Annotated in this window: 30 protein-coding genes; 13 read left to right on the forward strand and 17 right to left on the reverse strand. The window is 35.9% G+C overall.

Going from position 1 to position 26,217, the window contains the following annotated elements:
• Positions 1–76 precede the first annotated feature (76 nt).
• A complete protein-coding gene (dacF, locus tag MKX37_RS19910) occupies positions 77–1,267 on the reverse strand; it encodes a serine-type D-Ala-D-Ala carboxypeptidase DacF (protein WP_078421727.1) in 1,191 nt (396 codons plus the stop codon).
• A gap of 166 nt (positions 1,268–1,433) precedes the next feature.
• On the opposite strand from dacF, the gene MKX37_RS19915 reads away from it, so the two are divergent.
• The 4 genes from MKX37_RS19915 to MKX37_RS19930 are packed head-to-tail and all read left to right on the forward strand — an operon-like array spanning position 1,434 to position 4,828.
• Positions 1,434–1,853, forward strand: coding sequence for a GntR family transcriptional regulator (locus MKX37_RS19915; protein ID WP_002033900.1), 420 nt, complete (start codon positions 1,434–1,436; stop codon positions 1,851–1,853).
• Positions 1,819–2,700, forward strand: a complete 882-nt coding sequence (locus MKX37_RS19920; protein WP_002128958.1) for an ABC transporter ATP-binding protein — start codon at positions 1,819–1,821, stop codon at positions 2,698–2,700. Before MKX37_RS19915 ends, MKX37_RS19920 begins: the two co-directional genes overlap by 35 nt.
• Positions 2,690–3,751 (forward strand): ABC transporter permease subunit, encoded by a 1,062-nt coding sequence (locus MKX37_RS19925; protein ID WP_078421728.1) that lies wholly within the window; start codon positions 2,690–2,692, stop codon positions 3,749–3,751. The genes MKX37_RS19920 and MKX37_RS19925 overlap by 11 nt, the downstream gene beginning before the upstream one ends.
• Positions 3,752–3,763: 12 nt before the next feature.
• Positions 3,764–4,828, forward strand: coding sequence for an ABC transporter permease subunit (locus MKX37_RS19930; RefSeq protein ID WP_002128960.1), 1,065 nt, complete (start codon positions 3,764–3,766; stop codon positions 4,826–4,828).
• A gap of 24 nt (positions 4,829–4,852) precedes the next feature.
• Here the strand turns inward: MKX37_RS19930 and MKX37_RS19935 are convergent, their stop codons facing one another.
• The gene (locus MKX37_RS19935; RefSeq protein ID WP_078421729.1) at positions 4,853–5,398 is read right to left on the reverse strand and encodes a hypothetical protein; all 546 of its coding nucleotides are present in this window, start codon (positions 5,396–5,398) and stop codon (positions 4,853–4,855) included.
• 100 nt (positions 5,399–5,498) lie between these two features.
• Entirely contained in the window at positions 5,499–5,918 is a 420-nt protein-coding gene (locus MKX37_RS19940) for a MarR family winged helix-turn-helix transcriptional regulator (RefSeq protein ID WP_078421730.1), read from the reverse strand.
• A 160-nt stretch (positions 5,919–6,078) separates the two neighbouring features.
• Between MKX37_RS19940 and MKX37_RS19945 the strand changes: the two genes are divergently transcribed.
• Entirely contained in the window at positions 6,079–6,750 is a 672-nt protein-coding gene (locus MKX37_RS19945; protein ID WP_002033894.1) for an SIMPL domain-containing protein, read from the forward strand.
• Positions 6,751–6,884: 134 nt separating this feature from the next.
• Entirely contained in the window at positions 6,885–8,174 is a 1,290-nt protein-coding gene (locus MKX37_RS19950; RefSeq protein ID WP_002143039.1) for an NCS2 family permease, read from the forward strand.
• 33 nt (positions 8,175–8,207) lie between these two features.
• Here MKX37_RS19950 and corA read toward each other — a convergent pair whose 3' ends face one another.
• From corA to spoIIM, 9 genes are all read right to left on the reverse strand, one after another.
• Entirely contained in the window at positions 8,208–9,170 is a 963-nt protein-coding gene (gene corA, locus MKX37_RS19955; protein ID WP_002067031.1) for a magnesium/cobalt transporter CorA, read from the reverse strand.
• Between the two features lie 210 nt (positions 9,171–9,380).
• Positions 9,381–10,685, reverse strand: a complete 1,305-nt coding sequence (locus tag MKX37_RS19960; RefSeq protein WP_002067030.1) for a pyrimidine-nucleoside phosphorylase — start codon at positions 10,683–10,685, stop codon at positions 9,381–9,383.
• A gap of 7 nt (positions 10,686–10,692) precedes the next feature.
• On the reverse strand, positions 10,693–11,514 hold the full coding sequence (locus MKX37_RS19965; protein WP_001078443.1) for a purine-nucleoside phosphorylase: 822 nt from the start codon (positions 11,512–11,514) through the stop codon (positions 10,693–10,695).
• Positions 11,515–11,526: 12 nt separating this feature from the next.
• Positions 11,527–12,711: a phosphopentomutase gene (deoB, locus tag MKX37_RS19970; protein ID WP_002014935.1), complete on the reverse strand. Its 1,185-nt coding sequence runs from the start codon at positions 12,709–12,711 to the stop codon at positions 11,527–11,529.
• 364 nt (positions 12,712–13,075) lie between these two features.
• Positions 13,076–13,816, reverse strand: a complete 741-nt coding sequence (locus tag MKX37_RS19975; RefSeq protein ID WP_002167718.1) for a FixH family protein — start codon at positions 13,814–13,816, stop codon at positions 13,076–13,078.
• A gap of 146 nt (positions 13,817–13,962) precedes the next feature.
• Positions 13,963–14,853 (reverse strand): site-specific tyrosine recombinase XerD, encoded by an 891-nt coding sequence (gene xerD / locus MKX37_RS19980; RefSeq protein ID WP_002067028.1) that lies wholly within the window; start codon positions 14,851–14,853, stop codon positions 13,963–13,965.
• A 6-nt stretch (positions 14,854–14,859) separates the two neighbouring features.
• Positions 14,860–15,090 carry a YqzK family protein gene (locus tag MKX37_RS19985; RefSeq protein WP_002167717.1) on the reverse strand — a complete coding sequence of 77 codons (231 nt, stop codon included), beginning with the start codon at positions 15,088–15,090 and terminating at the stop codon, positions 14,860–14,862.
• Positions 15,091–15,193: 103 nt separating this feature from the next.
• Positions 15,194–15,649 (reverse strand): ferric iron uptake transcriptional regulator, encoded by a 456-nt coding sequence (fur, locus tag MKX37_RS19990; protein ID WP_000392654.1) that lies wholly within the window; start codon positions 15,647–15,649, stop codon positions 15,194–15,196.
• Between the two features lie 106 nt (positions 15,650–15,755).
• On the reverse strand, positions 15,756–16,403 hold the full coding sequence (gene spoIIM, locus MKX37_RS19995) for a stage II sporulation protein M (protein WP_002167716.1): 648 nt from the start codon (positions 16,401–16,403) through the stop codon (positions 15,756–15,758).
• A gap of 126 nt (positions 16,404–16,529) precedes the next feature.
• Here spoIIM and MKX37_RS20000 point away from each other — a divergent pair, with 126 nt between their 5' ends.
• Positions 16,530–17,081: a GNAT family N-acetyltransferase gene (locus MKX37_RS20000; RefSeq protein WP_002033881.1), complete on the forward strand. Its 552-nt coding sequence runs from the start codon at positions 16,530–16,532 to the stop codon at positions 17,079–17,081.
• A gap of 23 nt (positions 17,082–17,104) precedes the next feature.
• On the opposite strand, the gene MKX37_RS20005 is transcribed toward MKX37_RS20000, so the two are convergent.
• A complete protein-coding gene (locus tag MKX37_RS20005) occupies positions 17,105–17,644 on the reverse strand; it encodes an NUDIX domain-containing protein (RefSeq protein WP_002014941.1) in 540 nt (179 codons plus the stop codon).
• 74 nt (positions 17,645–17,718) lie between these two features.
• On the opposite strand from MKX37_RS20005, the gene mciZ reads away from it, so the two are divergent.
• Together mciZ and MKX37_RS20015 are read left to right on the forward strand one after the other, a co-directional pair.
• A complete protein-coding gene (gene mciZ / locus MKX37_RS20010) occupies positions 17,719–17,853 on the forward strand; it encodes a Z-ring formation inhibitor MciZ (RefSeq protein WP_000870297.1) in 135 nt (44 codons plus the stop codon).
• A gap of 191 nt (positions 17,854–18,044) precedes the next feature.
• On the forward strand, positions 18,045–18,959 hold the full coding sequence (locus MKX37_RS20015) for an aldo/keto reductase (RefSeq protein WP_002088476.1): 915 nt from the start codon (positions 18,045–18,047) through the stop codon (positions 18,957–18,959).
• Positions 18,960–19,016: 57 nt separating this feature from the next.
• Here MKX37_RS20015 and MKX37_RS20020 read toward each other — a convergent pair whose 3' ends face one another.
• From MKX37_RS20020 to MKX37_RS20030, 3 genes are all read right to left on the reverse strand, one after another.
• Positions 19,017–19,844, reverse strand: a complete 828-nt coding sequence (locus tag MKX37_RS20020) for an aldo/keto reductase (RefSeq protein WP_078421731.1) — start codon at positions 19,842–19,844, stop codon at positions 19,017–19,019.
• 131 nt (positions 19,845–19,975) lie between these two features.
• Positions 19,976–20,500 carry a GrpB family protein gene (locus MKX37_RS20025; RefSeq protein ID WP_078421732.1) on the reverse strand — a complete coding sequence of 175 codons (525 nt, stop codon included), beginning with the start codon at positions 20,498–20,500 and terminating at the stop codon, positions 19,976–19,978.
• A gap of 68 nt (positions 20,501–20,568) precedes the next feature.
• Positions 20,569–20,832, reverse strand: coding sequence for a YqkE family protein (locus MKX37_RS20030; protein ID WP_002014945.1), 264 nt, complete (start codon positions 20,830–20,832; stop codon positions 20,569–20,571).
• A 201-nt stretch (positions 20,833–21,033) separates the two neighbouring features.
• Here MKX37_RS20030 and MKX37_RS20035 point away from each other — a divergent pair, with 201 nt between their 5' ends.
• Positions 21,034–22,623 carry a bifunctional metallophosphatase/5'-nucleotidase gene (locus MKX37_RS20035; RefSeq protein WP_078421733.1) on the forward strand — a complete coding sequence of 530 codons (1,590 nt, stop codon included), beginning with the start codon at positions 21,034–21,036 and terminating at the stop codon, positions 22,621–22,623.
• Between the two features lie 169 nt (positions 22,624–22,792).
• A complete protein-coding gene (locus MKX37_RS20040) occupies positions 22,793–23,104 on the forward strand; it encodes a ferritin-like domain-containing protein (RefSeq protein WP_078421734.1) in 312 nt (103 codons plus the stop codon).
• 49 nt (positions 23,105–23,153) lie between these two features.
• Here MKX37_RS20040 and MKX37_RS20045 read toward each other — a convergent pair whose 3' ends face one another.
• Positions 23,154–23,630, reverse strand: coding sequence for a ribbon-helix-helix domain-containing protein (locus MKX37_RS20045; protein ID WP_002014948.1), 477 nt, complete (start codon positions 23,628–23,630; stop codon positions 23,154–23,156).
• Positions 23,631–23,761: 131 nt separating this feature from the next.
• Here MKX37_RS20045 and MKX37_RS20050 point away from each other — a divergent pair, with 131 nt between their 5' ends.
• Together MKX37_RS20050 and MKX37_RS20055 are read left to right on the forward strand one after the other, a co-directional pair.
• A complete protein-coding gene (locus tag MKX37_RS20050; protein WP_002128974.1) occupies positions 23,762–24,760 on the forward strand; it encodes an alpha/beta fold hydrolase in 999 nt (332 codons plus the stop codon).
• A 119-nt stretch (positions 24,761–24,879) separates the two neighbouring features.
• Entirely contained in the window at positions 24,880–26,199 is a 1,320-nt protein-coding gene (locus MKX37_RS20055; RefSeq protein ID WP_078421735.1) for a Na+/H+ antiporter family protein, read from the forward strand.
• Positions 26,200–26,217: the final 18 nt, after the last annotated feature.

Genomic DNA, 26,217 nt, shown 5'->3' on the forward strand with positions numbered 1-26,217 from the left:
CTATTTCGTCATAAAGTGAAACCTTTCAGCAATTATTTCAGTAAATACGAACAGAAAAACATCAAAATTCCCGCCGCTATTTTGATGTTGAAAACATCCCAAAACTTCTTTTAAATAACTCCCACCAGCTCGCTGCCTCAACATCTTCTTTCGCTACAATTGTTTGTTTTAATAAAACATCTTTATCTCTTTTAATAACAAGTGTGCCAAGTGCATCACCTTTTTTAATCGGTGCCTTCACTTTCTTTTCAGCAATCACTTCTTGTTTAACTTTGTCCATATTTTCGCCCTTCTTCATAAGAAGAGACACATTGTCTGACGCAACTAAATCTACTTTTTCTTCCTTACCTTTTCCTACTTGTACAGTCTTAATTTTCTCACCACGTGTATATAATTTCTTTGTCATGTATTGTCCAAATGCATAATCAAGAAGCTTCGTTACTTGATTGTTCCGCTCTTTTGATGTAGGTGCTCCCATTACAACTGAAATAACACGCATACCATTTTTCTCAGCCGATGCCGTTAAACAATATTTCGCTTCTGTCGTAAAGCCTGTTTTCACTCCATCTACTCCAGGATAAAAACGTACTAGCTTATTCGTATTAACAAGCCAAAACTTCTTATCCGTATTTTTACGTAAATAGTCTTCATATTTACCTGTGTATTTTCGAATAAGTGGATACTTCATCAACTCTTTCGCCATAATAGCCATATCATTCGCTGTAGAATAATGATCTTTCGCTGGAAGACCTGTCGGATTTTGAAAATGTGTATTTTTCAATCCTAGATCTTTCGCTTTTTTGTTCATCATATTTACGAAACCTTCTTCTGAACCAGCGATATGCTCAGCTACTGCAACCGATGCATCATTTCCAGATGCAATTGCAATGCCCTTTAACATTTCATTTACAGTCATCTCTTCCCCAGGTTCTAGAAAAATTTGTGATCCGCCCATTGAAGCTGCGTGTTCACTCGCTCTAACTTTATCGTTTAGTTTTAGTTTTCCTTTTTCAACTTGTTCCATAATTAATAGCATTGTCATAATCTTTGTCATACTAGCAGGTGGTAACTTTTCATTCGGATTTTTATCAAACAAAACTTTACCTGTATCTTGCTCAATTACGATCGCTGACGACGCTTGTTCCGCTAACTTCGGCGTGGTTTCTTCTGTTTTTTCCTGCTTCGTTTTCTCAGATTGTGCGAAACTAACTGAAGTACCAGAAAGCAATAACATGAAACAAACAAGTATTCCAAAAACTCGCTTCATGACTAACCCTCCATTCTATATCAAACTTATTTTTTCCAATTTATACATTTTTAATACCATATTTTTCTATTATTTTCAGTTGACAAATAAATTCTTTGCCTATATTGTATTAAGTGTATTACACGTAGTAGTACACTTAATACTCATCAGGAAGGAGACATTGCTCTTGCATATTCAACTTGATCCAAGAAGCAACACTCCGATATGGGAACAAATTGTTCAAAATATAAAAGAGCTCGTACTAAAAAATATGTTAGCTCCAAGTGATAAACTTCCTTCTGTACGCGAGCTTGCTTCTTTGCTCGTTATAAATCCAAATACAGTAAGTAAAGCTTATCAAGAATTAGAGCGACAAGGGATTATTGAAACATTACGAGGAAAAGGAACATTTGTAGCCCAATCGATTACCCCAACATTAGACGAAAGGAAAATCGCTATGGTTGAAAAGCAATTTCATCAATTATTACTAGAAGCCTCTTATCTTGGGATTACGAAAGATAAAATTCACGATTGGATAGATTCATACTATAAAGAGATTGGAGGAAATACAGATGTTGAAAGTGACAAACTTGAAGAAAACAATTGATAACCAAACGATTTTAGACGATGTTTCTTTCACATTACAAAAAGGTAGTATCGTCGGATTGCTCGGAAGAAACGGTGCGGGGAAAACAACTTTATTACGAACGATGGTCGGCATTTTAGACCCCGATGAAGGAACTGTTACATATGAGAATACAGATGTTCATATGCATCCTGAAATTAAACAAAAAGTTGTATACGTTCCAGACTCTACTAACATACTGAACGGATATACAGTAAAAGAAATCGTAAAGTTTTATAAAGCGGTTTATACAGCATTTGATGAACAATATTTTTATGAAATATTAGAACGTTTTAATTTACCAAACAAACGTATTCGTAGTTACTCAAAAGGAATGAAAGCACTGCTTGCGATCATTTTAGCTTTCGCTGCAAAAGCAGAATATGTCATTTTAGATGAACCGACAAACGGACTTGATCCTATCGTCAAAAGACAGATTCTACAATTTCTCGTTGAAGAAGTGGCAGAAAAAGAAATTACAATTTTCATCTCCACTCACCATTTAGATGAAGTTGAAAAAATTGCCGATACAATCATTATTTTAAAAGGACATACAGTAGATTCTATTACATCACTAGATGATGCAAAATCACGATTTGCCAAAATACAAGTTGCTTATGAACGTTCATTACCTCAAAAACTAGAAAACTTAAGCAATATTAAAATATTAAACCAAACAGGAAAAGTATATACAATCTTAATTGAGGAAAATGTGGCTACAACACTGGAGAAGTTTTATAAAGAGCAACCAATACTCATTGAAGAATTATCAATGTCACTTGAAGATGTCTTCGTTACGACACTTGAGGAGGATGGGTATGTTTCATAAGGCGTTGTGGATGTGGAATTGGAAACGCGGGAAATATGCTGTACTACTGTTCTTCTTTTATACTCTTTATCTTCTATCTTTCGGATACTATAAAGCAGCTCAGCAACAACTTGCTAATTATTATAAATTACATGAAAAGGGAACGTTTTATTATGATTATGTTTTTTCGTCAAATACAGGTAATAGTTTTTCGATAACTATTCTTATTATTTCTATTGCTTGTCTATTAATAGGATGGGAACGTAGCAACCAGTCTAATGCACTACTTATGACAATGCCATTTAAAAGAAAAGATGTTTTCTTATCTAAATGGGCTTTCGGTTCATTCTGGATTGTGGGGTCTCTTCTTGTAAACTGGATTGTTATGTACTTTATTTATAGAACAACAATTCATTTGGATTATCAATCATTCGAACCATTTCATCGATACTTTCTTTATGCAATTGTTTCATATGTTGCAGTATATACAGCTACATTATGTATTGGTGCCTTTACTGGAAGCGTTGTTTCACAAATCGTTTTTTGTATTCCTTGGTTACTAATGGGTCTTACATTTATTTCATTACTATACAATTTTACAATAAATCATTTAGATGCTCAGAATAATAGAAATTCTTCCTTATATGAAAGTCTTTCTGAAATAAATAATAAAACAAATATAGTTGCACCAATATATAATTTTTCTATTTATTACGATTATGATCCAAAATCACGTGAAAAAGAAAACGATTCAACCACTTTAAGAGATCCAGCATCTTATAGGTACTATTCGGCTAAATCCATGTTAGTCCCTATTTTCTATACAATATTTTACTTAATACTTGGCACATATTTATACAAACGTTCTCCAAATGAAAATAGTCAAAAGATATTTATTTTCCAAAAACATTTACGAATATGGATATGGGGGACAACCATTTATTTTGCATTACTAGGTGGCTATAAAATAAATCAATTTAATTTCTTACTTAACTATTACATCAGTTTGCTTCTCGCTGGAATCATTACTTATGTTGTACTATCACGTCTAACAAATTATAAAGTTTTTTAAAGGAGGGGGCCTATGTTTCAAAAAGCACTATGGCTAAGAACATATCAACAAAGTAAATATGTTGTGTGGTTGTTTTGGTTCGTTAGCTTCTATACTTTATCATATAAATACTATATGGCTTCTATTCAACAGCTATACTTTCTAAAAGAAAATAAACAGTGGAACTATGTATATCATTACCACTTTGATTTAACACTTATAGACCCTGTCATATTATTAGGTAGTGTACTTATCGTTCTAGCCTGCACATTAATCGGATGGGAAAGACAAAATAACTCTAGTGACTTGTTGTGGTCTATGCCCTTTAAACGTTCACACCTCTATATAACAAAGTGGTTGTTTGGAATCTGCAACATTGCAGCAATCATCGTATTAAACTGGGGACTATTCGCCATTATGAAAAAAACAACTTTTCATAATAAGTATCAAGTATTTTCTCCATTTCATTCTTATTTTATATACATGTTAATTGTATTAATTGCTATTTATACACTTGCTTTATGTATAGGAACAATTACTGGGAATATTCTCTCGCAGGGACTTCTCACTGCAGCTATATTCATGTTTCCATTGTTATTTCCATCCCTTATCTCAGCAGTCATCGCTGTTCACTCGAATACTGACTTTCATGAGGACAATGGCAATATGCATCGTGTTATGGAAAACATACGCATTTCAGGTCCAGCAGAAGATTTTCATATTAGATTTGATTATAATCCGCAAAATGCCTATACCGATCCTGATGGAGTGCGTCATAATGAACCAAACTTTACAAAAATTCCTTCAGTAAAAACATTGATTGGACCTATTGTAAATATAATTATTTTATTACCACTCGGTATATATTTATATGTTCGTTCAGTCAATGAGCGGAATGGTAGTTTCTTACTATATCCAAAGCTTCAAAAAACATTTATGGTCTGCGCTATTTTCTGTATTGGAATTAGCGGTGGTTTAATAATTGGTGGGACCCATTCGTTGCTTAATTTTTACATTGGTTTGTTCGGAACAAGCATAATTAGCTATTTTCTTCTATCTAAAATATTGAGATTGAAGGTCTCTTGGAATTTCAAATAAAATAACCTCCTCACTAAGAGGAGGTTATTTTACATTCTCTCTCCTATCCCCATACACCATCTCTTCTTTCATCCCAAACCCATCACCGTTTTGCACAATTTGCTCTGTCGGCGCGACTACACTTTCAGCAATTTTCCATTCGCCGCGCTCTTTCACAAATACTTGCAGAAAATAGTTCATACCATTTAATTGATACGCATTTTCTTTTTTCACATTATAGTGCACCGCAATGTAGTGCACTTGAATATTTTCTTTCCCTGCTTTTGATACGTATTGCGATAATCTTGGAATGTACATTGATGCTTTCTTAAATGGTAATTGCTTCGCTTTAACGAGCGATGAACTTGTTACATTACGCAAAGTGTCCTGATTACGAACATTATCGCTATGATAAAATAATACTGCGTTTTGCATAGAACGAACCCATAATTTCGAATACAAGACGGTATTATCATTCTCAATGTACTTCACTTCTTTTTGCACCACTTGGATAGGGCTATCAGCGTACATGAATGTATGAAAGCAGAAAAAACTTCCAAGTAAAATGGTAAGTGCAGCAATATATTTCATAATCTTTCCTCCGATCTGTTTAATTAAAGTATCGGAGTTTCAAAATATTTTTATTCAAAAGAAAAAGGATAGGAAAGCTCTCGCTTCCTATCCTCATTTATTATAATACGCGGCCAAATAGTTCTAAAACCATTTCTATCTCTTGGTCGCTCCAACCTTTAAATTTCTCTTTATAATATTCTTTACGCACAGCTTCAAGCTTTTCAGTTACTTCTCGTCCCTTTTCAGTAATTTCTAAGTATACGATACGACGGTCCGAATTTGAACGTTTTCTTTCAACAAACCCTTTTCGCACGAGACGATCTGTTACAGCTGTAATATGACTGGAGGTTACGTTTACTTCACTCGCAATTTGCGAAGCCATCTGTGGACTTTTTAAAAATAACGCACGTAATACAGAGAATTCATTATATGGCATATGCTCTGAAAAACGTGTATTAATATCATTTTGTAATAAACGTATCATCTTTCGAAATGATGCAGATAGATCTAAAATCAGTGTTTCTCTATTTTCGTTCACTAGCCTCGTCCCTTTTTTATCATATTTACACATATTATAATCTATAAATACCTATATTGTATATGCTTTCTTCCCTCAACATTCTCATTTATGTAACTTTTTTCATAAGATTTTCTTTTTTGTTCACACATATACATATAAAAAAGGATGGTGAGCATAAATGCAAAGTGGAATGAATCCGTATTTACATAATATCCGTACGACGAATACTGGTAAAGAAGCTACTATTACTGTACAAGGAGAAGGCATTATAAAGGCAAAACCAAATGTTGTCATATTAACACTGGGCATTCGAACAGATAGTAAAAATGTAAAACAGGCGCAAGAAGAAAATGCAGTGCAATCGAAACAATTGCTTGATGCCCTCAAACAGCTAGGTATTGCCGATAAAGATATAGAAACCATTTCTTATACAATTACTCCTCAATACGAATATGTAAATGATAAAGCATTACTACAAGGCTACCGTGTGGAGCATTTGTATGAAATTACCGTTTTAAATGTGCAAAAAGCAGGGGAAGTATATGATATAGCCGTTACAAATGGTGCAAACGTAGCAAAAGGATTACGTTTTCGAATATCTCATCCAAATAAATATTATGAGCAAGCTCTCATTCAAGCTCTGCAACAAGCAGTAGACAAAGCTCGTACAATTGCGAGTACCTACAATTTAAATATTAATCCTGTTCCCCTCTCACTCGTTGAAGAATCTGCCCAATTACCACGGGAGATCTCATCATATGCTACTTTGCATGCGCAAGCAGCTCCGCCCATTCAATCAGGAGAACTAGAAATCATTTCATCTATAAGGGCAATCTTTACGTATTTATAAATAAACTCGTTTATAAGTAACCGTTATCATTTTCGTTGTTGTAAAAACATGATGTTCTGATATAATAAAGGACGGTGAGCTCTTACATAAGAGATATCACGGGTGGGAGAGGGATATGAAAAAGAAGGTTTAACATGAAAGGAATACTTGAAAGAACATTTAAATTAGACTTACACCAAACATCACCAAAACAAGAAGTTTTAGCTGGAGTCACGTCATTTTTCACAATTGTTTATATTATGATTGTAAATGCGTCAATCTTATCAGATGCCGGCATTCCTCTTGAGGCAGGAATTTTGGCAACTGTTTTTAGTTCATTTGTCGGATGTCTACTCATGGCATTTTGGGCAAATGCACCTGCTATTCTTGTCCCTGGTATGGGTGTAAATGCATTCTTCACGTACACTGCTGTGCATACGCTCGGTTTAACTTGGCAAGAAGCATTGGCAGCTGTTTTTATCGCCGGTATTATTTTTACAATTGCTGCTTTTACACCGATTGCTCGCGTGCTTTCGGTATCGATTCCAAAGTCATTAAAGGAAGCGATCACTGTCGGTATCGGGTTGTTTTTAGCTTTCATCGGCTTGCAAAAAGGTGGTTTAGTCGTTTCGCATCCTAATACTGCTGTTGCAATGGGAAAATTAAGTAGTCCTGTCGTTCTTGCCACACTACTTACTCTTATTGTCGCACTTGTACTATTTGCGCGTAACGTACGTGGAAGCTTTTTATGGACGATTGCAATTGGAACTGGTATTGCATGGCTGTTTGGTCTTGTTGATACGAGTCAAATGGGAAATAGTTCGTTTTCATTCGCTAATTATGGCGATGTGTTTGGAGCTATGTCATTTGGGAAACTTTCTTCCTTGCCATTTTGGATTGCAACATTCTCCTTAAGCATGGTGCTTATTTTTGAGAACATGGGACTTTTACATGGTTTATTAGAAGATGATCGTAAATTCCCACGTGCTTACCAAGCAAATGCAATTTCAGCAATGACATGTGGTCTATTTGGCACAAGCCCTACCGTTTCAACAGTAGAGAGTGCCGCAGGTATTACTGCAGGCGGAAAGACAGGTCTGACGTCTATCGTTACAGGGTTGTTATTCTTCGCATCACTGTTTGCGCTTCCGTTTGTCAAAATAATTCCTGACAGTGCCATTGCACCAATCTTAATTATTATTGGCGGGCTGATGATTACAAGCATTCAACAAATTCCTCTGAACGACTTTTCAGAAGGATTTCCAGCGTTTTTAATTATCGTTATGATCCCGCTCACATATAGTATCGCTGATGGCATTGCGTTCGGATTTATTGCTTATCCTATCTTGAAAGTTGCACTTGGAAAGCGTAAAGAAGTCGCACCGTCCATGTATATTATTACATGCTTATTCTTAGCCATGTTCGTATTACACGCTATTGGCTAAGAAAAAAACACCGAGGAAATCCTCGGTGTTTTTTTACTTAAACCAACCTTTTTTATAAAACCAAGCCATCATTCCGCCGCCAATTAATGCCATTAAAATTAAGCAAATAAAATAACTATACTTCCCGCCAAGCTCTGGCATATGTGCGAAGTTCATGCCGTATACCCCTGCAATAAATGTTAACGGCATGAAAATAGTTGAGAAAACAGTTAATGTTTTCATAATATTGTTCATATGGTGGGAATTCAACGAAAAGTAACTATCTCGAATATCTGCTGTTAATTCACGGCTCGCTTCAATCATCTCTGTCAGTTTAAGCAAATGATCATGTATATCTTTAAAATAAATTTCATGATCGCTTATACCGTAAAAACGTGTTGAATTTAATATACGATACAATAAATCACGCATCGGAATAATCGTACGCCTTAGCTTAGATAAATCTGCACGAATATCAAATACTTCTTCTAGCACACTTCCTGCTGTCTCACCCGTTAAATTATCATCAATTGCATTTAAATGGTCTTCAATGTAATAAACAGGTGCGAAATAATCATCTACAATTTGGTCAATAATTGTATGTGCTACATGCAAAGGGCTCTTCTTAATACGTTTCTTTTCACCGAGCGTTTTCCATACTCTTTCAATCGCATTGTTATGAGAGAAATGGAAAGAGACTATATATCGATCACTAATAAATAAATCGATTTCATGCGGTTCTAATCCGTCTTCTCCGAATGCATGAAGAACTAAAAAGTTATATCCATCATAAAAATCTACCTTTGGTCTCTGTACATACTCTACACAATCTTCAATTGCAAGGGGATGGAACTTGAAGTGATCTTGTAAAATATATGTATACTCCTCTTTCGTTGGCTTATATAAATCAAGCCAATACCATATGATGTTCTCTTTTTTCGTTTCTTCTAGCGAAACATCATATAAAACTTCATTTTTTTTCGTTATTGCACAAATTCTAATCATAATTTCACCCATTACTATTATAAACAAAAAATAGTAAAAAAAGCCAAGGAGAAATCTCCTCAGCTTTTTTTTATCCCGCTATTTGCGGGCAGTAAGACACCTACCTCAAAATTCAGCGAAAGCAAAGAAGTTAGGTCTGGGTCGGGCTGCCCGTAAATGCCCGATTGGTGAAGGCTAATAATCAGTGGGGATAAAGCCCCCACTGATTAAAGTTTCACTTTATTACTTCGTTACAATTCCGTGTACTAAAGTTGGTGCATCTACGTGATCTTTAGCGATTTTCATGTTCTCATAAATTTTCGCTTTTACGTCTTCAACATTTTCGCGGTTTGCGTAAATTGTAACAAGAGAGTCACCTTTTTTCACGCTATCGCCTACTTTTTTGCGAAGCATTAGACCAACTGCTAAATCAATTTCAGACTCTTTCGTTGCACGCCCTGCTCCTAAAAGCATTGCTGCTGTTCCGATTTCATCTGCAACGATTTCCGATACGTAACCGTCTTCTTTCGCTTCCACTTCAATTTTAAATTGTGCTTGTGGCAATTTAGAAGGATCATCAACAACAGATGCATCGCCGCCTTGCGCGGATAAGAACGTTTTAAATGATTCTAGCGCTTTACCATTGTTCATTACTTCAATTAACTTTTCACGTGCATCTTCTAAAGATGAAGCTTGTCCAGCAAGGTACACCATCTGACTTCCAAGTGTTAAACATAACTCTTCTAAATCTTTCGGTCCCTTACCTTGTAATGTATCAATTGCTTCTTGTACTTCTAATGCATTACCAATTGCTTCACCAAGCGGCTGACTCATATCAGAAATAACCGCCATCGTATTACGACCAACGTTATTACCGATGCGTACCATTGCTTCTGCTAAACGCTTTGCATCTTCATCCGTTTTCATAAACGCGCCTGCTCCAGTTTTTACATCAAGAACAATTGCATCTGCACCAGCAGCAATTTTCTTACTCATAATTGAGCTAGCGATAAGAGGAATTGAATTTACTGTTGCAGTTACATCACGAAGCGCATATAACTTTTTATCAGCAGGTGTTAAGTTTCCACTTTGACCAATAACAGCGATTTTATTTTCATTTACAAGACGCATGAATTCATCATTTTCAATTTCCACATGGAATCCTGGTACTGCTTCTAATTTATCAATTGTACCACCCGTATGTCCTAGACCTCGTCCAGACATTTTCGCAACTGGTACACCTAAAGCAGCTACTAATGGACCTAATACAAGTGTCGTTGTATCACCAACTCCACCCGTTGAATGCTTATCTACTTTTACCCCTTCAATGGCTGATAAGTCAATTGTATCACCGCTATTTACCATTGCCATCGTTAAATCTGCACGTTCTTGATCATTCATATCTTGGAAGAAAATTGCCATTGCAAGTGAACTCATTTGATAATCTGGAATACTACCATTTGTATATCCTTCAACGATAAAGTTAATTTCTTCTGTCGTTAATGCATGTCCATCACGTTTTTTTGCAATTAGGTCCACCATTCTCATTGTGAAGTCACCCCTTCATTTGTTTTACAATTGCTTTTACTAATGCTAAGAAATTAGCTTTAACACGTTCTGTCGTTTCAATTACTTCATCGTGGTGAAGTGGTTGATCTAAAATACCAGCTGCCATATTTGAAATACAAGAAATACCTAGTACTTTCATACCTGCATGACGAGCTACAATTACTTCTGGTACTGTTGACATACCAACTGCATCTCCGCCAAGTGTACGAAGCATACGAATTTCAGCAGGTGTTTCATATACAGGACCTGTCATTCCAACATATACACCTTCTTGTACTTTAATATTTAAATCTGCTGCAACTTGTTTCGCCATTTCGCGAAGTTCTGGCGTATATGATGTAGACATATCAGGGAAACGTACACCCATTTCAGAATCATTTGGTCCGATTAATGGGTTCGTACCCATGAAGTTAATATGGTCTGAAATTAACATAAGATCGCCTGGTTCAAATGATGTATTTACACCACCAGCTGCGTTCGTTACAACAACTGTTTCTACACCTAGTTCTTTCATAACACGAACTGGGAATGTTACTTTTTGCATATCGTATCCTTCGTAGAAATGGAAACGTCCTTGCATTGCTACTACTGTTACACCTTGAAGTGTACCGAATACAAGTTGACCTGCATGTCCTTCTACAGTTGAAACTGGGAATTCAGGGATTTCACTGTATGGTACTGTTACTGCGTTCTCGATTTCATCTGCTAATACACCTAGTCCAGATCCAAGGATTAGTCCTACTTGTGGTGTCTCTTGAAATTTCTCTTTTAAGTATGAAGCTGATTTTGTAATTAGTTCACGATTCATCTGTTTATCCCCCTATTTCTTTAGCTCGTTTAAGAAGCTTGTTCCATGTTCTGGCATTTTAACATTAAAGTTTTCTGCTACAGTTGCACCAATATCAGCAAATGTTTGACGAAGTGATAACTCTTGTCCGCCTTCTTTCATGCTTGGGCTATATGCTAATAACGGTACATATTCACGTGTATGATCAGTACCAGGATGTACTGGATCATTACCATGGTCTGCTGTAATTAATAATAGATCATCTTCTTTTAGTTTTTCGAATACTTCTGGAAGACGTGCGTCATATTCTTGCAATGCTTCTCCGTACCCTTGTGGGTCACGACGATGACCAAATAAGGCATCAAAGTCAACTAAGTTTAAGAAGCTAATACCTGTAAAGTCCATATTTAATGTATCTACAAGCTTGTCCATTCCATCCATATTTGATTTCGTACGAAGTGATTCAGTTACACCTTCTCCATCATAAATGTCAGCAATTTTACCAATAGCAATTACATCATAATCGCTATCTTTAAGTTCATTCATTACTGTGCGACCAAATGGTTTTAACGCATAGTCATGACGATTTGGTGTACGTGTGAAGTTTCCTGGCTCTCCAACAAACGGACGAGCAATAACACGCCCTACCATGTACTTCTCATCTAATGTTAATTCACGTGCGATTTTACAAATTTTATATAGCTCTTCAAGTGGTACTACTTCTTCATGAGCTGCGATCTGTAATACACTATCAGCAGAAGTGTAAACAATTAAAGAACCTGTTTCCATTTGTTCTTGACCAAGCTCAACAAGTACCTCTGTTCCAGAGGCTGGTTTATTACCGATAATTTTACGACCTGTCTTTTCTTCTAATTCATCAAGTAATTCTTTCGGGAATCCTTCAGGAAACACTTGGAATGGTGTATCAATGTAAAGGCCCATGATTTCCCAGTGACCTGTCATTGTATCTTTACCTGTAGATTTCTCTTGCATTTTTGTATAATATCCAAGCGGTTTCTCTACTTTAGAGATTCCTTTCATTTCACGAATATTACCAAGGCCTAATTTCACCATGTTTGGCATGTGTAATCCATTCATATGTTCAGCGATATGACCAATTGTATCAGAACCTAAATCACCAAACTGCTCAGCATCTGGTGCTTCACCGATTCCCACAGAGTCCATTACGACTAGGAAAATACGTTTATATTTATTCATAACTGCAACCTCCTATATGTTCAGTTCTACTTCTTGTAGTATGTTCAAAACGCTATAAAGTGAAACTGTTATCAATGGGAATTATCTTTCGTCCTCATTATCAAACAGTACTGCTTTAAACCAGTCTCTAACTTTTTCGTTTTACTTTCAAACGAATCAAAAAAATTTCTAGTTTTTTCTAAGTCAGATGTCAGACATCTGATATTGATATCATACCATGTTTACGCTTTCTTTTTAATACATTTTCGTAGAATTTCTCATTTTCTTTACCCTTCTATTGTAATCCATTCTGCAAAGAAGTGCTAATCATTTTATAACATATTTCCTAATATAAAAATAAAAAGCAGCTCTAAAGAGCTACTTTTTATTTTACTTCTACTGTTTCTTCTTTATGTTCATGTAGTTCACCTTTTCTTACATGAACTTTCACTTTATAAGCACCATTCTCTTTGAAAGTATGTTTACTTTCATACTCCCCTTTATTCCCTTCTTTCGCCGGAATAAATTCGTGTTTTTCAACGCCGTCTTTCCAAATCTCAAGTTGTACTTCAGCACCAGTTAACGCTTCTTCTTTTTGTTTTAAATGGACTTTCATTGTTGATTCAGCATTTGCTTTTATGTCACCGGCCATAAGATGAATCATTGTGTCACTTTTATGATCACCGTGTCCTGCATTATGATCACCACTTTCTTTTTTCGCATCTTCTACTTTCGCATTCCCTACAGCAACTTTGTGTTCTGGCATAACGTGTATATCACGTGCATTTGTATGAGGAATAATATGATATACTCCATCAGTTTCAAATGTTTTCTCTACTGCATAAACACCTTTTCCTTTATGCTTACCATCTAACATCTCGTGTTTCTCGTCGCCATCTTTCCAAATCTCAAACTTTACGTCATCAGCATCCGTTACTCTTTCTTTTCCTTGTGTAACAAGTGCTTGTACTTCTGTTTTTTCACCAGGTTTAATTTCTTTCGGATTCGTTTGAACCGCTACGTCTATACCTTCAAGTTTCTGTCCTTTTTTCGGTTCTTCTTTGTTTGTATTACAGCCAGCCAATGCTAGCATCGCGATAAATAATGTAATAATAAGTTTTTTCATCTTCATTTCCTCCTTCATACTTTCCTTAGTATAGAGGAAATACATTGTAATATTCTAGTCTTCTGCTGAAAACAATGTACGAAATGTTTGTGAAGTTTCTGTGAAATGGTTCACTCTTCTTAATCTATGAAAAAAGAGCATAGTGACTATGCTCTCGGGTGAAACTGTTTATATACATCTTTTAATCTAGTTTTTGAAACGTGCGTATAAATTTGTGTCGTCGAAATATCTGCATGTCCAAGCATTTCCTGTACAGCACGCAAATCTGCCCCATTTTCTAATAGATGCGTAGCAAAAGAGTGACGCAACGTATGCGGTGTAAGCTCTTTTGCAATATTCGCTTCTTTCGCTAGCCGTTTTAAAATTTTCCAAAATCCCTGTCTCGATAATCGATTACCATGATGGTTTAAAAAGAGCGCATCTACTGCTTTTTTACCCATCAATTCTCTTCTTCCTTTTTCAATATACTTTTGAATCGCTTCTGTCGCTAAGCTTCCTAGTGGAATAATTCTTTCTTTGTTCCCTTTCCCGATACAGCGAACAAATCCCATCGTTAAGTGCACATCTTCTAAATTTAATGCAATTAATTCTGAAACACGAAGTCCTGTTGCATACAACAACTCTAACATTGCCTTATCACGAATCCCAAAAGCACTTGCCGTTTTCGGTGTTTGAAGCAATGCTTCCACTTCGTCGATTGATAATACTTTTGGTAATTTCCGTTCCCCTTGTGGCGTTTCAATATGTACCGATGGGTCATGCTCCACTGCTCGTTCACGAAGTAAAAATTGATGAAACGAACGAATCGATGCAATATGACGCGCCAATGTTTTTGAAGATTTCCCGTTTTCTTTTAAATGCTGCAAAAAGTTAACAATATGCAAGCGTGTCACTTCATGAAACGTCTTCGTTTGTTCTACATTTTGCAAATACTTCACATAGCTTTTTAAATCGCGTTCATAAGATACAACTGTATTTTTTGCTAAACCTTTTTCAACAATCATATAATGAATAAAATCTTTTAATTGATCTTCCAATCTACACTACTCCCCATTTTCATAGAAAAACATCATTCTATTTACGAAAGTATCCTTTTCCGGCTCCTCATTCCCTGATACTTTTTCTACAGTCTCTTCTTTTGGCTTTTCATAACGATGGTAACTTTCATATTCTTCATTTATCCATAGTATAGCGAAATAAAACAAAATCGTACAACTTGTAAATAATAAAAATACTTTCATCCCATCAAAAGTTAATTTTAAAGCTCGGCGCATTGTAAATTCCTCCAAAATATAAGTTATTACAACATATGCCAAGCTTTCACCAATTTATACCTTATTCAAATAAAAAACCTCTTCCTAGTTAAATAGGAAAAGGTTATTTTTCATCCGTTTCATTTTCTTGACAATTTTTACAAATCCCATGGAATGTTAAACGATGATCTTTCACCTTAAAGCTCCAGTCTCGTTCCACTTTATTCTCCACTTCACCAAGTAAATCTTCTTGTATTTCTTGTACAGCACCGCATTGTGTACAGATTAAATGATGATGGAAACGCTGTGCACCTTCTTGGCGTAAGTCATAACGCGAAACACCGTCTCCAAAGTTAATTTTATCGACAACTTTCAACTCAGACAATAACTCTAAAGTTCGATAAACGGTTGCTAATCCGATCTCTGGCGACTTTTCTTTTACAAGGAGGTATACATCTTCTGCGCTTAAATGATCTTCTTCATTTTCTAGCAGCACACGAACTGTTGCTTCACGTTGTGGTGTCAATTTATAGCTCGCTGCATGTAATTGCTTCTTAATTCGTTCAATTCTTTCTTCCATTCGGTACTACTCCCTCCTCGCCACTCTTACACCATTATATCAGAAGAAGGGCTCCTGTCAAAAGAAAAACAATAAAAACAAATTGATAATTATTCTCAAAAAGTATTTATTGTTTGTTAATAGCCTCCACAACTTCTTTCATTAAAACTGGTGATGCATACACTTCGACACTGGAAGCAATAGCTAATACCGCTCCAATCACGAGAAAAAAGCATGTATAGCGAATTAATAACGGTAATAGTGGCTCAGTTATTTTCCGAATAAATTGATGCCTAATCATGCGTAAGGAAAAGCTTGCAGCAATTGTTGTCATTACGAGAAATACAGGAATTATAATTAAATTTTGTGGCAATACAGATACAAATGCTAATAATAGTCCATTCCATCCGTGCTGACTTACTAAAAAACCTACTGTAAATCCAACAACTACCCCTTTTAAAAATAGTAAGATAAAAATGAGCGGCAACCCAATAATTGAAATCCCCAAAATCCAAATAAAACCGATATATTTTAATTGCGAAAAGTAACTTTCTCGAAACATTTCGCCTGCGACAGCAAATTCTCCTTTAGAAACTTGTCCAAAAAAACGCTGTAAATAAAATGATAAATCTTGCTTTTGGTTTATTTGTAAACTATTCACAAGAATCGCTCCAAATATTACTCCCATCAGTAATAAAACCGCATTAAATATATATAGTGAAGAATTTTCCTGTATGTGAGACATTAAACGGTCTTGCCACGTTTTTCGCCACATTTTCCTTCCCTCCGTTCACACTCTTACTAAAAATGTATGAAAGAAAGAAAAAAAGTATGACGAATTAGCATTGAAATTCCGCTCTACTTTGCTAAACTAAAAAGTAGAGAATAGGAGGGATTTCTCTTGAAACCATTATTATTAGATTTTCCAACATTATTTCAAACTGAGCGCTTGCAAGTACGTAAGCCGTTTCCAGGTGATGGCACAGAAGTATATGAAGCAATCCAAGCTTCGCTAGAAGACTTATTACCATGGATGCCAATTACAGCTGAAACAGAAGAACGTGCTGAAGAAATTGTTCGCGAAGCTCACGGACAGTTTTTACTTCGTGAAACACTTGATTTCCACTTATACGATAAAGTATCTGGTACATTCATCGGAGCTATTACGCTCAAGCCTGAAAACTGGGATATTCCAAAGTTTTCACTTCACTTTTGGCTACATAGCGCTTATACAAAGCATGGCTATATGACAGAAGCCATTAAAGGTGCGATTCAATTTGCATTTGATAAACTAGGTGCTAGAAGAATTGAAATTCGTACTGATGCAACAAATATAAATGCATGTAACTTAGCAGAACGTCTAGAATTTATTTTAGAAGGTACAATGGAAAATGATTTCCTAGCACCCGATGGCAGCTTACGCGATGCACGTGTATATGCAAAAATCAACTAAAAACACTCGCCTTAGGCGAGTGTTTATTTTTGTAATTGTAAATATTGTACTGCAAACATCGTCTTAGCATCATGTATGCGAAGGTCTTTCATAAGATCAATCGCTTCTTCTAATGACACTTCCATTAATTCCACAAATTCATCTTCATCTAAAGCTGCTTTATTTTCTTTTTGTTTTAATCCTGTCGCTTTATATACATATAAAATCTCATCTGCAAAACCAGGTGATGTATAGAAAGATGTAATAAGCTCCATATTTTCACATACATATCCTGTTTCTTCTTCTAATTCACGAACTGCTGTTACCTCTGGCTTTTCCCCAGGTTCTAACTTCCCAGCAGGAATTTCCACAATTGCCTTTTCGAGAGCTTTACGATACTGCTCAACGAGTACAATTTTCCCCTCATCAGTAATAGCAATAATAGCAACTGCCCCAGGGTGATTTACGATTTCACGTTTACTCATTTCTCCATTTGGTAATACTACATCATCAACACGAACTTTTATAACTCTACCATCAAAAATCGGTTCAGTTTTTACTGTTCTTTCTGCAAGATTACTCATACTACTTCATCTCCCTGTTCTATTTCCTAATCGTTCTTCATACATTTTACCACATTGAAAGGAGCGTGATAGAAATGAAAGTTTACATTTTACCAAATCGCGTCACTTTAGTCGGCAAAGCATGGCAAATTCGTCATAAGCTAAAACAATACGGAAAAGAGTATACAACTGTACAAGAGTGGATTACAGCAAATAAAGTGAAACTTTAATCAGAGGGGGCATCCCCTCTGATTATTAGTTGAACCAATCGGGCTTTTACGGGCAGTTAATCTCCCACCTAACTTCCTCGCATATGCCGAAGTTTAAGGTGGGAGTCTTACTGCCCGTTAATGCGGGGCAAAAAGTAAACGTTTGTCAACCTCCTTCCCCTTTCGTACAATAAAGGTAAGGAGGTTGACCTATGAAAAAACGTCAATTAGGAAACTCAGATTTATATGTTACGGAAATTGGATTTGGCTGTATGTCTCTCGGTGCATCTGAGGCTGAAGCTATGCGTATTATCGATGAGGCAATCGATTTAGGAATTAATTTTTTTGATACAGCGGACTTATACGATTATGGATTAAATGAAGAATTTGTTGGAAAAGCTCTGAAAGGAAAACGTGACCAAATTGTTCTTACAACAAAGGTTGGAAATCGATGGACAGAAGAAAAAAACGGTTGGTCTTGGGATCCTTCTAAAGCTTATATAAAGGCCGAAGTAAAAGAGAGTTTACGTAGACTTCAAACAGATTATATTGATTTATATCAACTGCATGGCGGGACGATTGAAGATCCTATAGATGAAACAGTTGAAGCCTTTGAAGAATTAAAAAAAGAAGGGATTATTCGTCATTATGGTATCTCTTCTATACGTCCAAATGTCATTCGTGAGTATGCAAAACGATCAAATATCGTTAGCATATTAATGGAATACAGCCTTTTAAATCGTCGCCCTGAAGAATGGTTCCCGCTTCTTAATGAACAGCAAATTAGCGTTATTGCTCGCGGACCACTTGCAAAAGGGATTTTAACTAACAATAATGCAAGAAAGATAGAAAGAGTAAAAGAAAAAGATTACCTCTCTTATTCTTACGATGAGTTATATTCGACACTCGCGAGTGTAAAAGAAATAATCGGAGAAAGCTCTTTAACAGGAACGGCTATTCAATATTGCTTACATAACGAAACTGTTGCAGCTGTTATACCTGGTGCAAGCTCTATTCAACAATTGCAAGAAAATATACAAGCTAGCCAACAGTTATCTTTAACAAAAGAAGAATATGTACAACTTCAAAAGATTGTTAAGTATGATTCATATGCTTTGCATCGCTAAAATATTGATACCGATAAAAGCAAAAGACTGCCCCCAACACTAGGCGGCAGTCTTTTTTTATAACGTATCATATTTATCAGGATTCGTTCCTACATGTAAATTACGATTTAACGTATTAATTTGATCCATCTCTTCTTCAGTTAATGAGAAATCAAAAATAGTAAAGTTCTCTTTAATACGAGATGGCGTAACAGATTTAGGAATAGTCACAATCCCACTTTGAATATCCCACCTTAATATAACTTGTGCAGGTGACTTTTCATATTTTTTAGAAATAGCCTGAATAATTGGATGCTGGAATACTTCGCCGCCTCTCATTAAAGGACTCCACGCTTCCATTTGAATTTGCTCACCTTGACAGAAATCACGCAATTCAAATTGCGCTAACATCGGATGAAGTTCCACTTGGTTGACCATCGGCTTCACTTTACAATTTGGTAATAACAGTTCTAAATGATGTTTATGAAAATTAGAAACACCAATCGCGCGCACTTTACCTTCTTCATACAATTTTTCTAGCGCTCGGTACGTATCGACATACTTCCCTCTTATTGGCCAATGTATTAAATATAAATCTACATAGTCCATTTGTAATTTCTTTAAGCTTTTTTCAAACGCCTCAAGTGTTTCCTCGTATCCTTGATCGTCGTTCCAAACTTTTGTTGTAATAAATATGTCTTCTCTCGGAATCCTTGATTCACGAACCGCTTCTCCGACACCGCTTTCATTTTCATATACAGTTGCTGTATCAATCGAACGGTATCCAACTTCTAACGCTGTTTTTACTGCTTGTTTAACTTCGTCGCCTTCTTTCGCTTTATAAACGCCTAGACCAATCATCGGCATTTTCACGCCATTATGAAGTGTAGTTGTTGGAATATGCACACTCGCTCTCCCTTTCAATGTTACATTTTTTATAAACCACCACTTTATTTCAACAAGATTCATCCAAAAAGTCAAAACATACGTACAGTTTACATAATACTTTTATACACATTTAAAAAAATAACGTGAACTCAGTCATTCACTTTATTTCCTTTCCATTCTTTCGCTTTTTCATCAACATTACGTACAAACTCATTTTTTCCTTCCGTATACATCGTGCCATCATATGTATATTTTTCCGCTAGTTCTTTCTTTAAATTTGCATATGCCTCTGCTTCTTCGCAATGAGCCATCATGTAATCACGAAACGATAAATGCCTTGTAATCTCAATATTCCCTTTTTCAAATACGTGCAAATGATACGAGCGTTTCTCCTCAGTTCCATGAATAAAAAAACGACGACCTGAAATACCATTTTCCCCTTTCACGATGTAACCAAGCTCTTTAAAACGTTCATTCCAATGATCTACTCTGTCGATATTTTCTACTTCCATGATCATATCAATAATAGGTTTAGCTGCTAGTCCTGGCACTGACGTACTTCCAATATGATGGATTTTTACCGTTTCTGGCATCGCCGATTTTAATCTTTCGGCCTCCATTTGAAATTTCTCACTCCAATGATTTTCATACGGAACGACTACAATTTTCCTCATTCTAACTCCCCTTTTCTTACAAACTCGTCAAAAAGATGATCAGTGGCATTTCACTGATCATCTTTTTATTATTTAAAGTCTTTCCAAGTAAGGCTACTTTCACTTAACAGTTCTTCAAATGATTTATTCTTTTCACGTTCTTTTTGTTCTTTACGCTTTCTTTCTTGTTCTGCTGCCTCTTTTTTCTCTTCTCTCACTTGCAACTCTTTTTTCTTATTCTTTAATTGTTGCATTAACGAATCGTTCAATTGATCACCTAGTGTAAGTGATTCTTTCTCTGGTTGATTCATTTGAGAGTGTCTTTGTGTTTGTCTTTGCTTCTTTTTCTTCATACTATTCACCTTTTACTTTTTTCTCCATTATAGAGGATACACGGCGAAATCGACAATAAAAAAGGTTCCCTACTCTATTATTTATCTTTTGTAAATATGTTAATTTTTCGAAAAAACTAAATTTTTATATAGATATAATCCTAGTAATCTATTAAAATTATGTCGTATGATGTCAGATTATAAAAAAAGGAGAAATTAATTATGTGGAAAAAAATTATTCCTGCTGTTGCTGTTTTAAGTACTATTACTTTTTCAAGCGTATTCGCCGCTCCTCCATCTCAGACTCCTGCCGAACAAAACCGATACATAGACGTACAAATGCTTGGTATTAATGATTTACATGGTCAACTAGATACTGTAAAAAAAGTTAACAATAAAGAAGCTGGTGGCGCTGATTATTTAGCTACTTATTTAAAAGAACGCAAAAAACAAAACCCTAATACACTTCTCGTACATGCTGGAGATATCGTCGGAGCCAGCCCACCAGTTTCCGCATTATTACAAGACGAACCAACAATTGAATTTTTAAATGACTTAAAGTTTGATGTTGGTACAATCGGAAACCATGAATTTGATGAAGGTATCGATGAAATGAAACGCCTCATTTACGGTGGATATCACGAAAAAACAGGGAATTTCAAAGGAGCAAACTTCCCTTATGTCGCTGCAAACTTCTATAATAAATCAACTGGCCGCTTATTTTTACCACCATTCACTGTAAAAATGGTTGACGGAGTTCCTGTAGGGTTCATTGGAGTTGTTACAACGGATACACCGAATGTCGTTATGCCTACTATGCTTAAAAATGTAGAAATCACTGATGAAGTAGAGGCTATTAATAAATCCACACAACAATTAAAGCGTCTCGGCGTTAAATCTATCGTAGTCCTTGCACACGTTGGAGGTACAACTGATGACACTGGTGTAACAAACGGTGACCTTACTCGCATTGCAAATGAAACAGATCCCGAAGTTGATGTTATTTTCGGCGGACATAGTCATACGTACGTAAATGGTACTGTAAATAATAAACTTATCGTGCAAGCGAACTCTTACGGGATGGCTTTCTCTGATGTAGATGTAACGATTGATAGAAAAACAAAAGATATTATGAAGAAAAAAGCTGAAGTTATTACAACGTACCATGAAGGTGTAGAGCCTGATAAACAAGTAAAACAAAAGTTAGATCAATATAAAGAAAAAATCGCACCTCTTGTAAATGAAGTAGTCGGAAAATCTACAGCACCTATCGACCGTAAACAAAACGATGCTGGTGAATCTACACTTGGAAATTTAGTTGCGGATGCCCAGCGCCAAATAATGCAAACACAAATCGCTCTTATGAATCCTGGTGGAATTCGTAATGATCTAGACGCTGGAGATATTACATGGGGCGAATTATACGGCATTCAGCCTTTCGGAAACCAATTAATTAAAGTAGATCTAACAGGTCAAGATATTCGTGATATATTAAATCAACAATGGCAAAAAGGAGCAACGAGAATGCTTCAAATTTCAGGTATTCAATACACTTGGGATGCAAATAAACCAAATAACGAAAAGGTTACGAATATCCGTTTAACAAATGGTGAAGAATTAGTTCCCTCTAAAACGTATAGCGTAGTTGCAAATGCTTTCCTAGCTTCTGGCGGTGATGGATTCGTATCCTTTAAAAATGGAAAAAATGCTGAAACTGGTCCAAACGATTTTGAAGCATTAGTCGATTATGTAAAACAAGTGAAAGAACCAATTCAGCCGATTATTGATGGACGTATTCAAAAAAACAATTAAATACTATTCAAACTAGTGCGTGACACTCGAAAGAAGAAGCTCCTTTTATATGCAAGGAGCTTCTTCTTTTAGAGTCATACGTATTGTCATTCTTCTAGTGCAGTAAAGGATACGCACATAGCCCCTTGTTTCTTCGTAGTATATAGAAAACTATAATGGGGAAATTTGTATGTATTTCTATCAAACAATGACGATACATTGTATCGACAAACACATTCGTAGTATTGAGAAAGCAATTAATGGAGAATATAGCGCCATTCATTTTTATGCTAGATTAGCTACTTTAGCTCCAGACATAAATGAACGAACTCAAATCCTTGAAATTCGGCAAGATGAGCAACGAACAGTTGATTTTTACTTAGAAATTGCTGACGAAACGACAAATCAACAAGTGAAAGAAACATTTCGGCGCGCAGCAGCTGATGAACAAAATCATGTCGTTTGGTTCCTATATTACTTTTCGAAACAAAACAAAAAATGAAATAAAAGAAAGGATACACGCTCTTATATGGAACATAGTATCCTTTCTTTTATTTCTCTGGATACGTTTCATGATTAACATCATACCGTTGCAAAAATTCCTGTAGTGCTTCTTCTACAATTTTAGACTTTTGAATCCCTTTTGATTCCGATATAACATCTAGTCTTGCTAATACTTCTATATTAATCGAAAAGGTTCGTTTCTTTTTCTCTGTGCTCTTACTTATAATTTGAACACTTACTTCTTCTCTTTTTCTTAGCAATTCATAAATGCTTTGTAATTGTTCATAAATTAGTAATTGATAGTCTGTTTTTGCATATTGAAGGGCAGTAGCTTCTTGGATTTGCAAATGACGTGGCTCTTCGCCATCACCTATAAAGATACGTTTTTTCTGCTCTCCATCATATTCATATCCAATCACCCTTAATTTCTTTGATAATGTATATGGGCTCATTTCAAGCCGTTTCGCTATAATAGCGATTGATTCGCGTCTATTTAAAGAATCAATAATTTCTCCAATCGTCACATTCTCCCTCCTCTCTTAATCGCCTAAACTTGAAATCAAACCAGTATGTTATGATACAATGATTTTCTAGTAGTATATGCAAAAGAAAGAGCCTGTGCGATTCATACCATTTAAGAAAAGGAGGTTTACATATGCTTTTTCGTAGCCATACCCCTCAGTTTTACAACGAAAAGAAGCAACTAATCCCTAACAGTATCGCTACGATAGAAAGCGTTATGATTAATGACCGGAAACAATCTCTCCTTATACGCGGTCAAAACGTGGAACAGCCTATTTTATTATGCTGTCACGGCGGCCCTGGTATGGCACAAATCGGCTTTATTCGCCATTTTCAAAAAGAGTTAGAAAAGCACTTTATCGTTATTAATTGGGATCAGCGAGGGGCAGGTAAATCCTTTTTATGGCGGGACATCCAAACAAATCTTACGATTGATCAATTTTTTTCAGATGCAAAAAAGGTTATTCAATATCTTCTCAAACGCTTTAATAAGCAAAAACTATTTCTCGCAGGTCATTCTTGGGGAAGTATTATCGGACTACAAATCGCTAATCAATGTCCCGAATATATAGAAGCATACATCGGCATCGGTCAAATCGTACATATGAAGCAAAATGAAGAATTACTATATCAACATTTAATTAGCTCTGCCAAAAAACATGACCATAAAAAGGCATTAGCTTCTCTTTTAAAATTAGGGAAACCACCCTTTTTAGATACGAGACGCCTCATTATTCAAAGAAAGTGGCTTGGTACATTCGGAGGAGCAATCCAAAATGGATCTTCCTTTTCTTTCATACGAAAAGGCTTCTTTTCTCCTGAATATACGCTATTAGATTGGTTCAAATTTCTCGCAGGAAATTTAAAATCCGGAGTTTTATGGGAAGAGATGCTGACAATCGATTTCTTTTCATCTATTTCAAGTTTATCTATTCCTGTTTATTTTTGTTCTGGTCGCTATGATTATCAAACTCCTTATGCACTCGTTCAACAATATTGCGATATCATTCAAGCTCCTATTAAAAAGATGATTTGGTTTCCAAACTCGGCACATTCTCCAGATTTAGAAGAGCCTGAGTTATTCGCTAAATCTTTACAATCAATTAAACAAGAACTATCTTTTCAACATTAATAATAAAAGGCGCTTTTACATTTCATAGAAAACATTTTATAATGATATGTCGCAAGTATATGTCACTACAAACACTTGCTTGCCTTAACAGAATAAAAATTAGGGAGATTACATTTATTATGAACGCTGTACTCATCGCAGTAGCAGTCATGCTACTGCTTAGTTTGTTACGTGTCCAAGTCATTGTCGCCATTATCGTTGGAGCTTTAACAGGCGGACTTATCGGCGGACTCGGTATTTCAGAAACAATTAGTACTTTTACAGCCGGTCTTGGGAACAGTGCTCCTATCGCATTAAGCTACGCAATGCTCGGTGGATTTGCTATTTCCCTTTCAAAAACAGGACTTCCTGATGCAATGATCCAATCAGCTTTAAAATGGATCGGCAGCGAACAAGACACGAAAAAACAAGTCTATTCTAAAATACTTATATTATTTATCATTTTAACAATGGCTTGTTTCTCACAAAATATTATCCCTGTTCATATCGCCTTCATCCCAATCTTAATTCCAGCACTTTTAAAAGTATTAAATGAGCTGAGGGTGGATCGTAGGCTTGTAACATGTCTTATTACATTTGGGTTAATTACCCCTTACATGTGGGTTCCAGCAGGGTTCGGAAAAATTTATCATGACGTATTGCAAACAAATGCTGCGCAAAGCGGTCTTACATTTGATGTCGCACTTATTCCAAAAGCGATGACTATTCCAGCAATCGGTATGATTATCGGATTATGTGTAGCGGTTTTCATTACATACCGAAAACCACGTACATATGAAACAGAACAAATTCATTCTGCACAGAATGAAATCGTTCCCTATACGAAAAGAAGCATTACTTTGGGTTTATTATCAATACTCGCTACATTAACTGTGCAATTAGCAACAGAATCAATGATTTTTGGTGCTTTAGCAGGTATTATCGTCTTATCAGTTAGCGGTAGCCTCCCTCTTAAAGAAGCCGATGCTATTTTAACGAGTGGAATGCGTATGATGTCCTTTATCGGATTTGTTATGATTTCTGCCGCTGGATTTGGCGCTGTTCTTCGAAAAACTGGACATGTTGAATCTCTTGTGCAAACGAGTGCACATATAATCGGAAATAATAAACCGCTTGCTGCATTTCTTATGCTCATTATTGGACTTCTCGTTACGATGGGAATTGGCTCTTCCTTTTCAACCATCCCAATCTTAACAACAATTTTCGTACCATTATGCGTCCAGCTCGGATTTAGTCCCATGGCTACAATCGCAATTATCGGTACAGCTGGTGCACTTGGTGATGCAGGTTCTCCAGCATCTGATAGTACACTTGGACCAACGTCCGGTTTAAATGCTGATGGTCAGCACCATCATATATGGGATACATGTGTCCCAACATTTCTACACTATAATATACCGTTACTTATATTCGGCTTTATTGCCGCAATTACACTATAAAAGGTGCGTTTTAAAAAC

It is taken from the genome of Bacillus sp. FSL R5-0709, from assembly GCF_038004785.1.
GTDB classification, from domain to species: Bacteria; Bacillota; Bacilli; order Bacillales; family Bacillaceae_G; genus Bacillus_A; species Bacillus_A mycoides.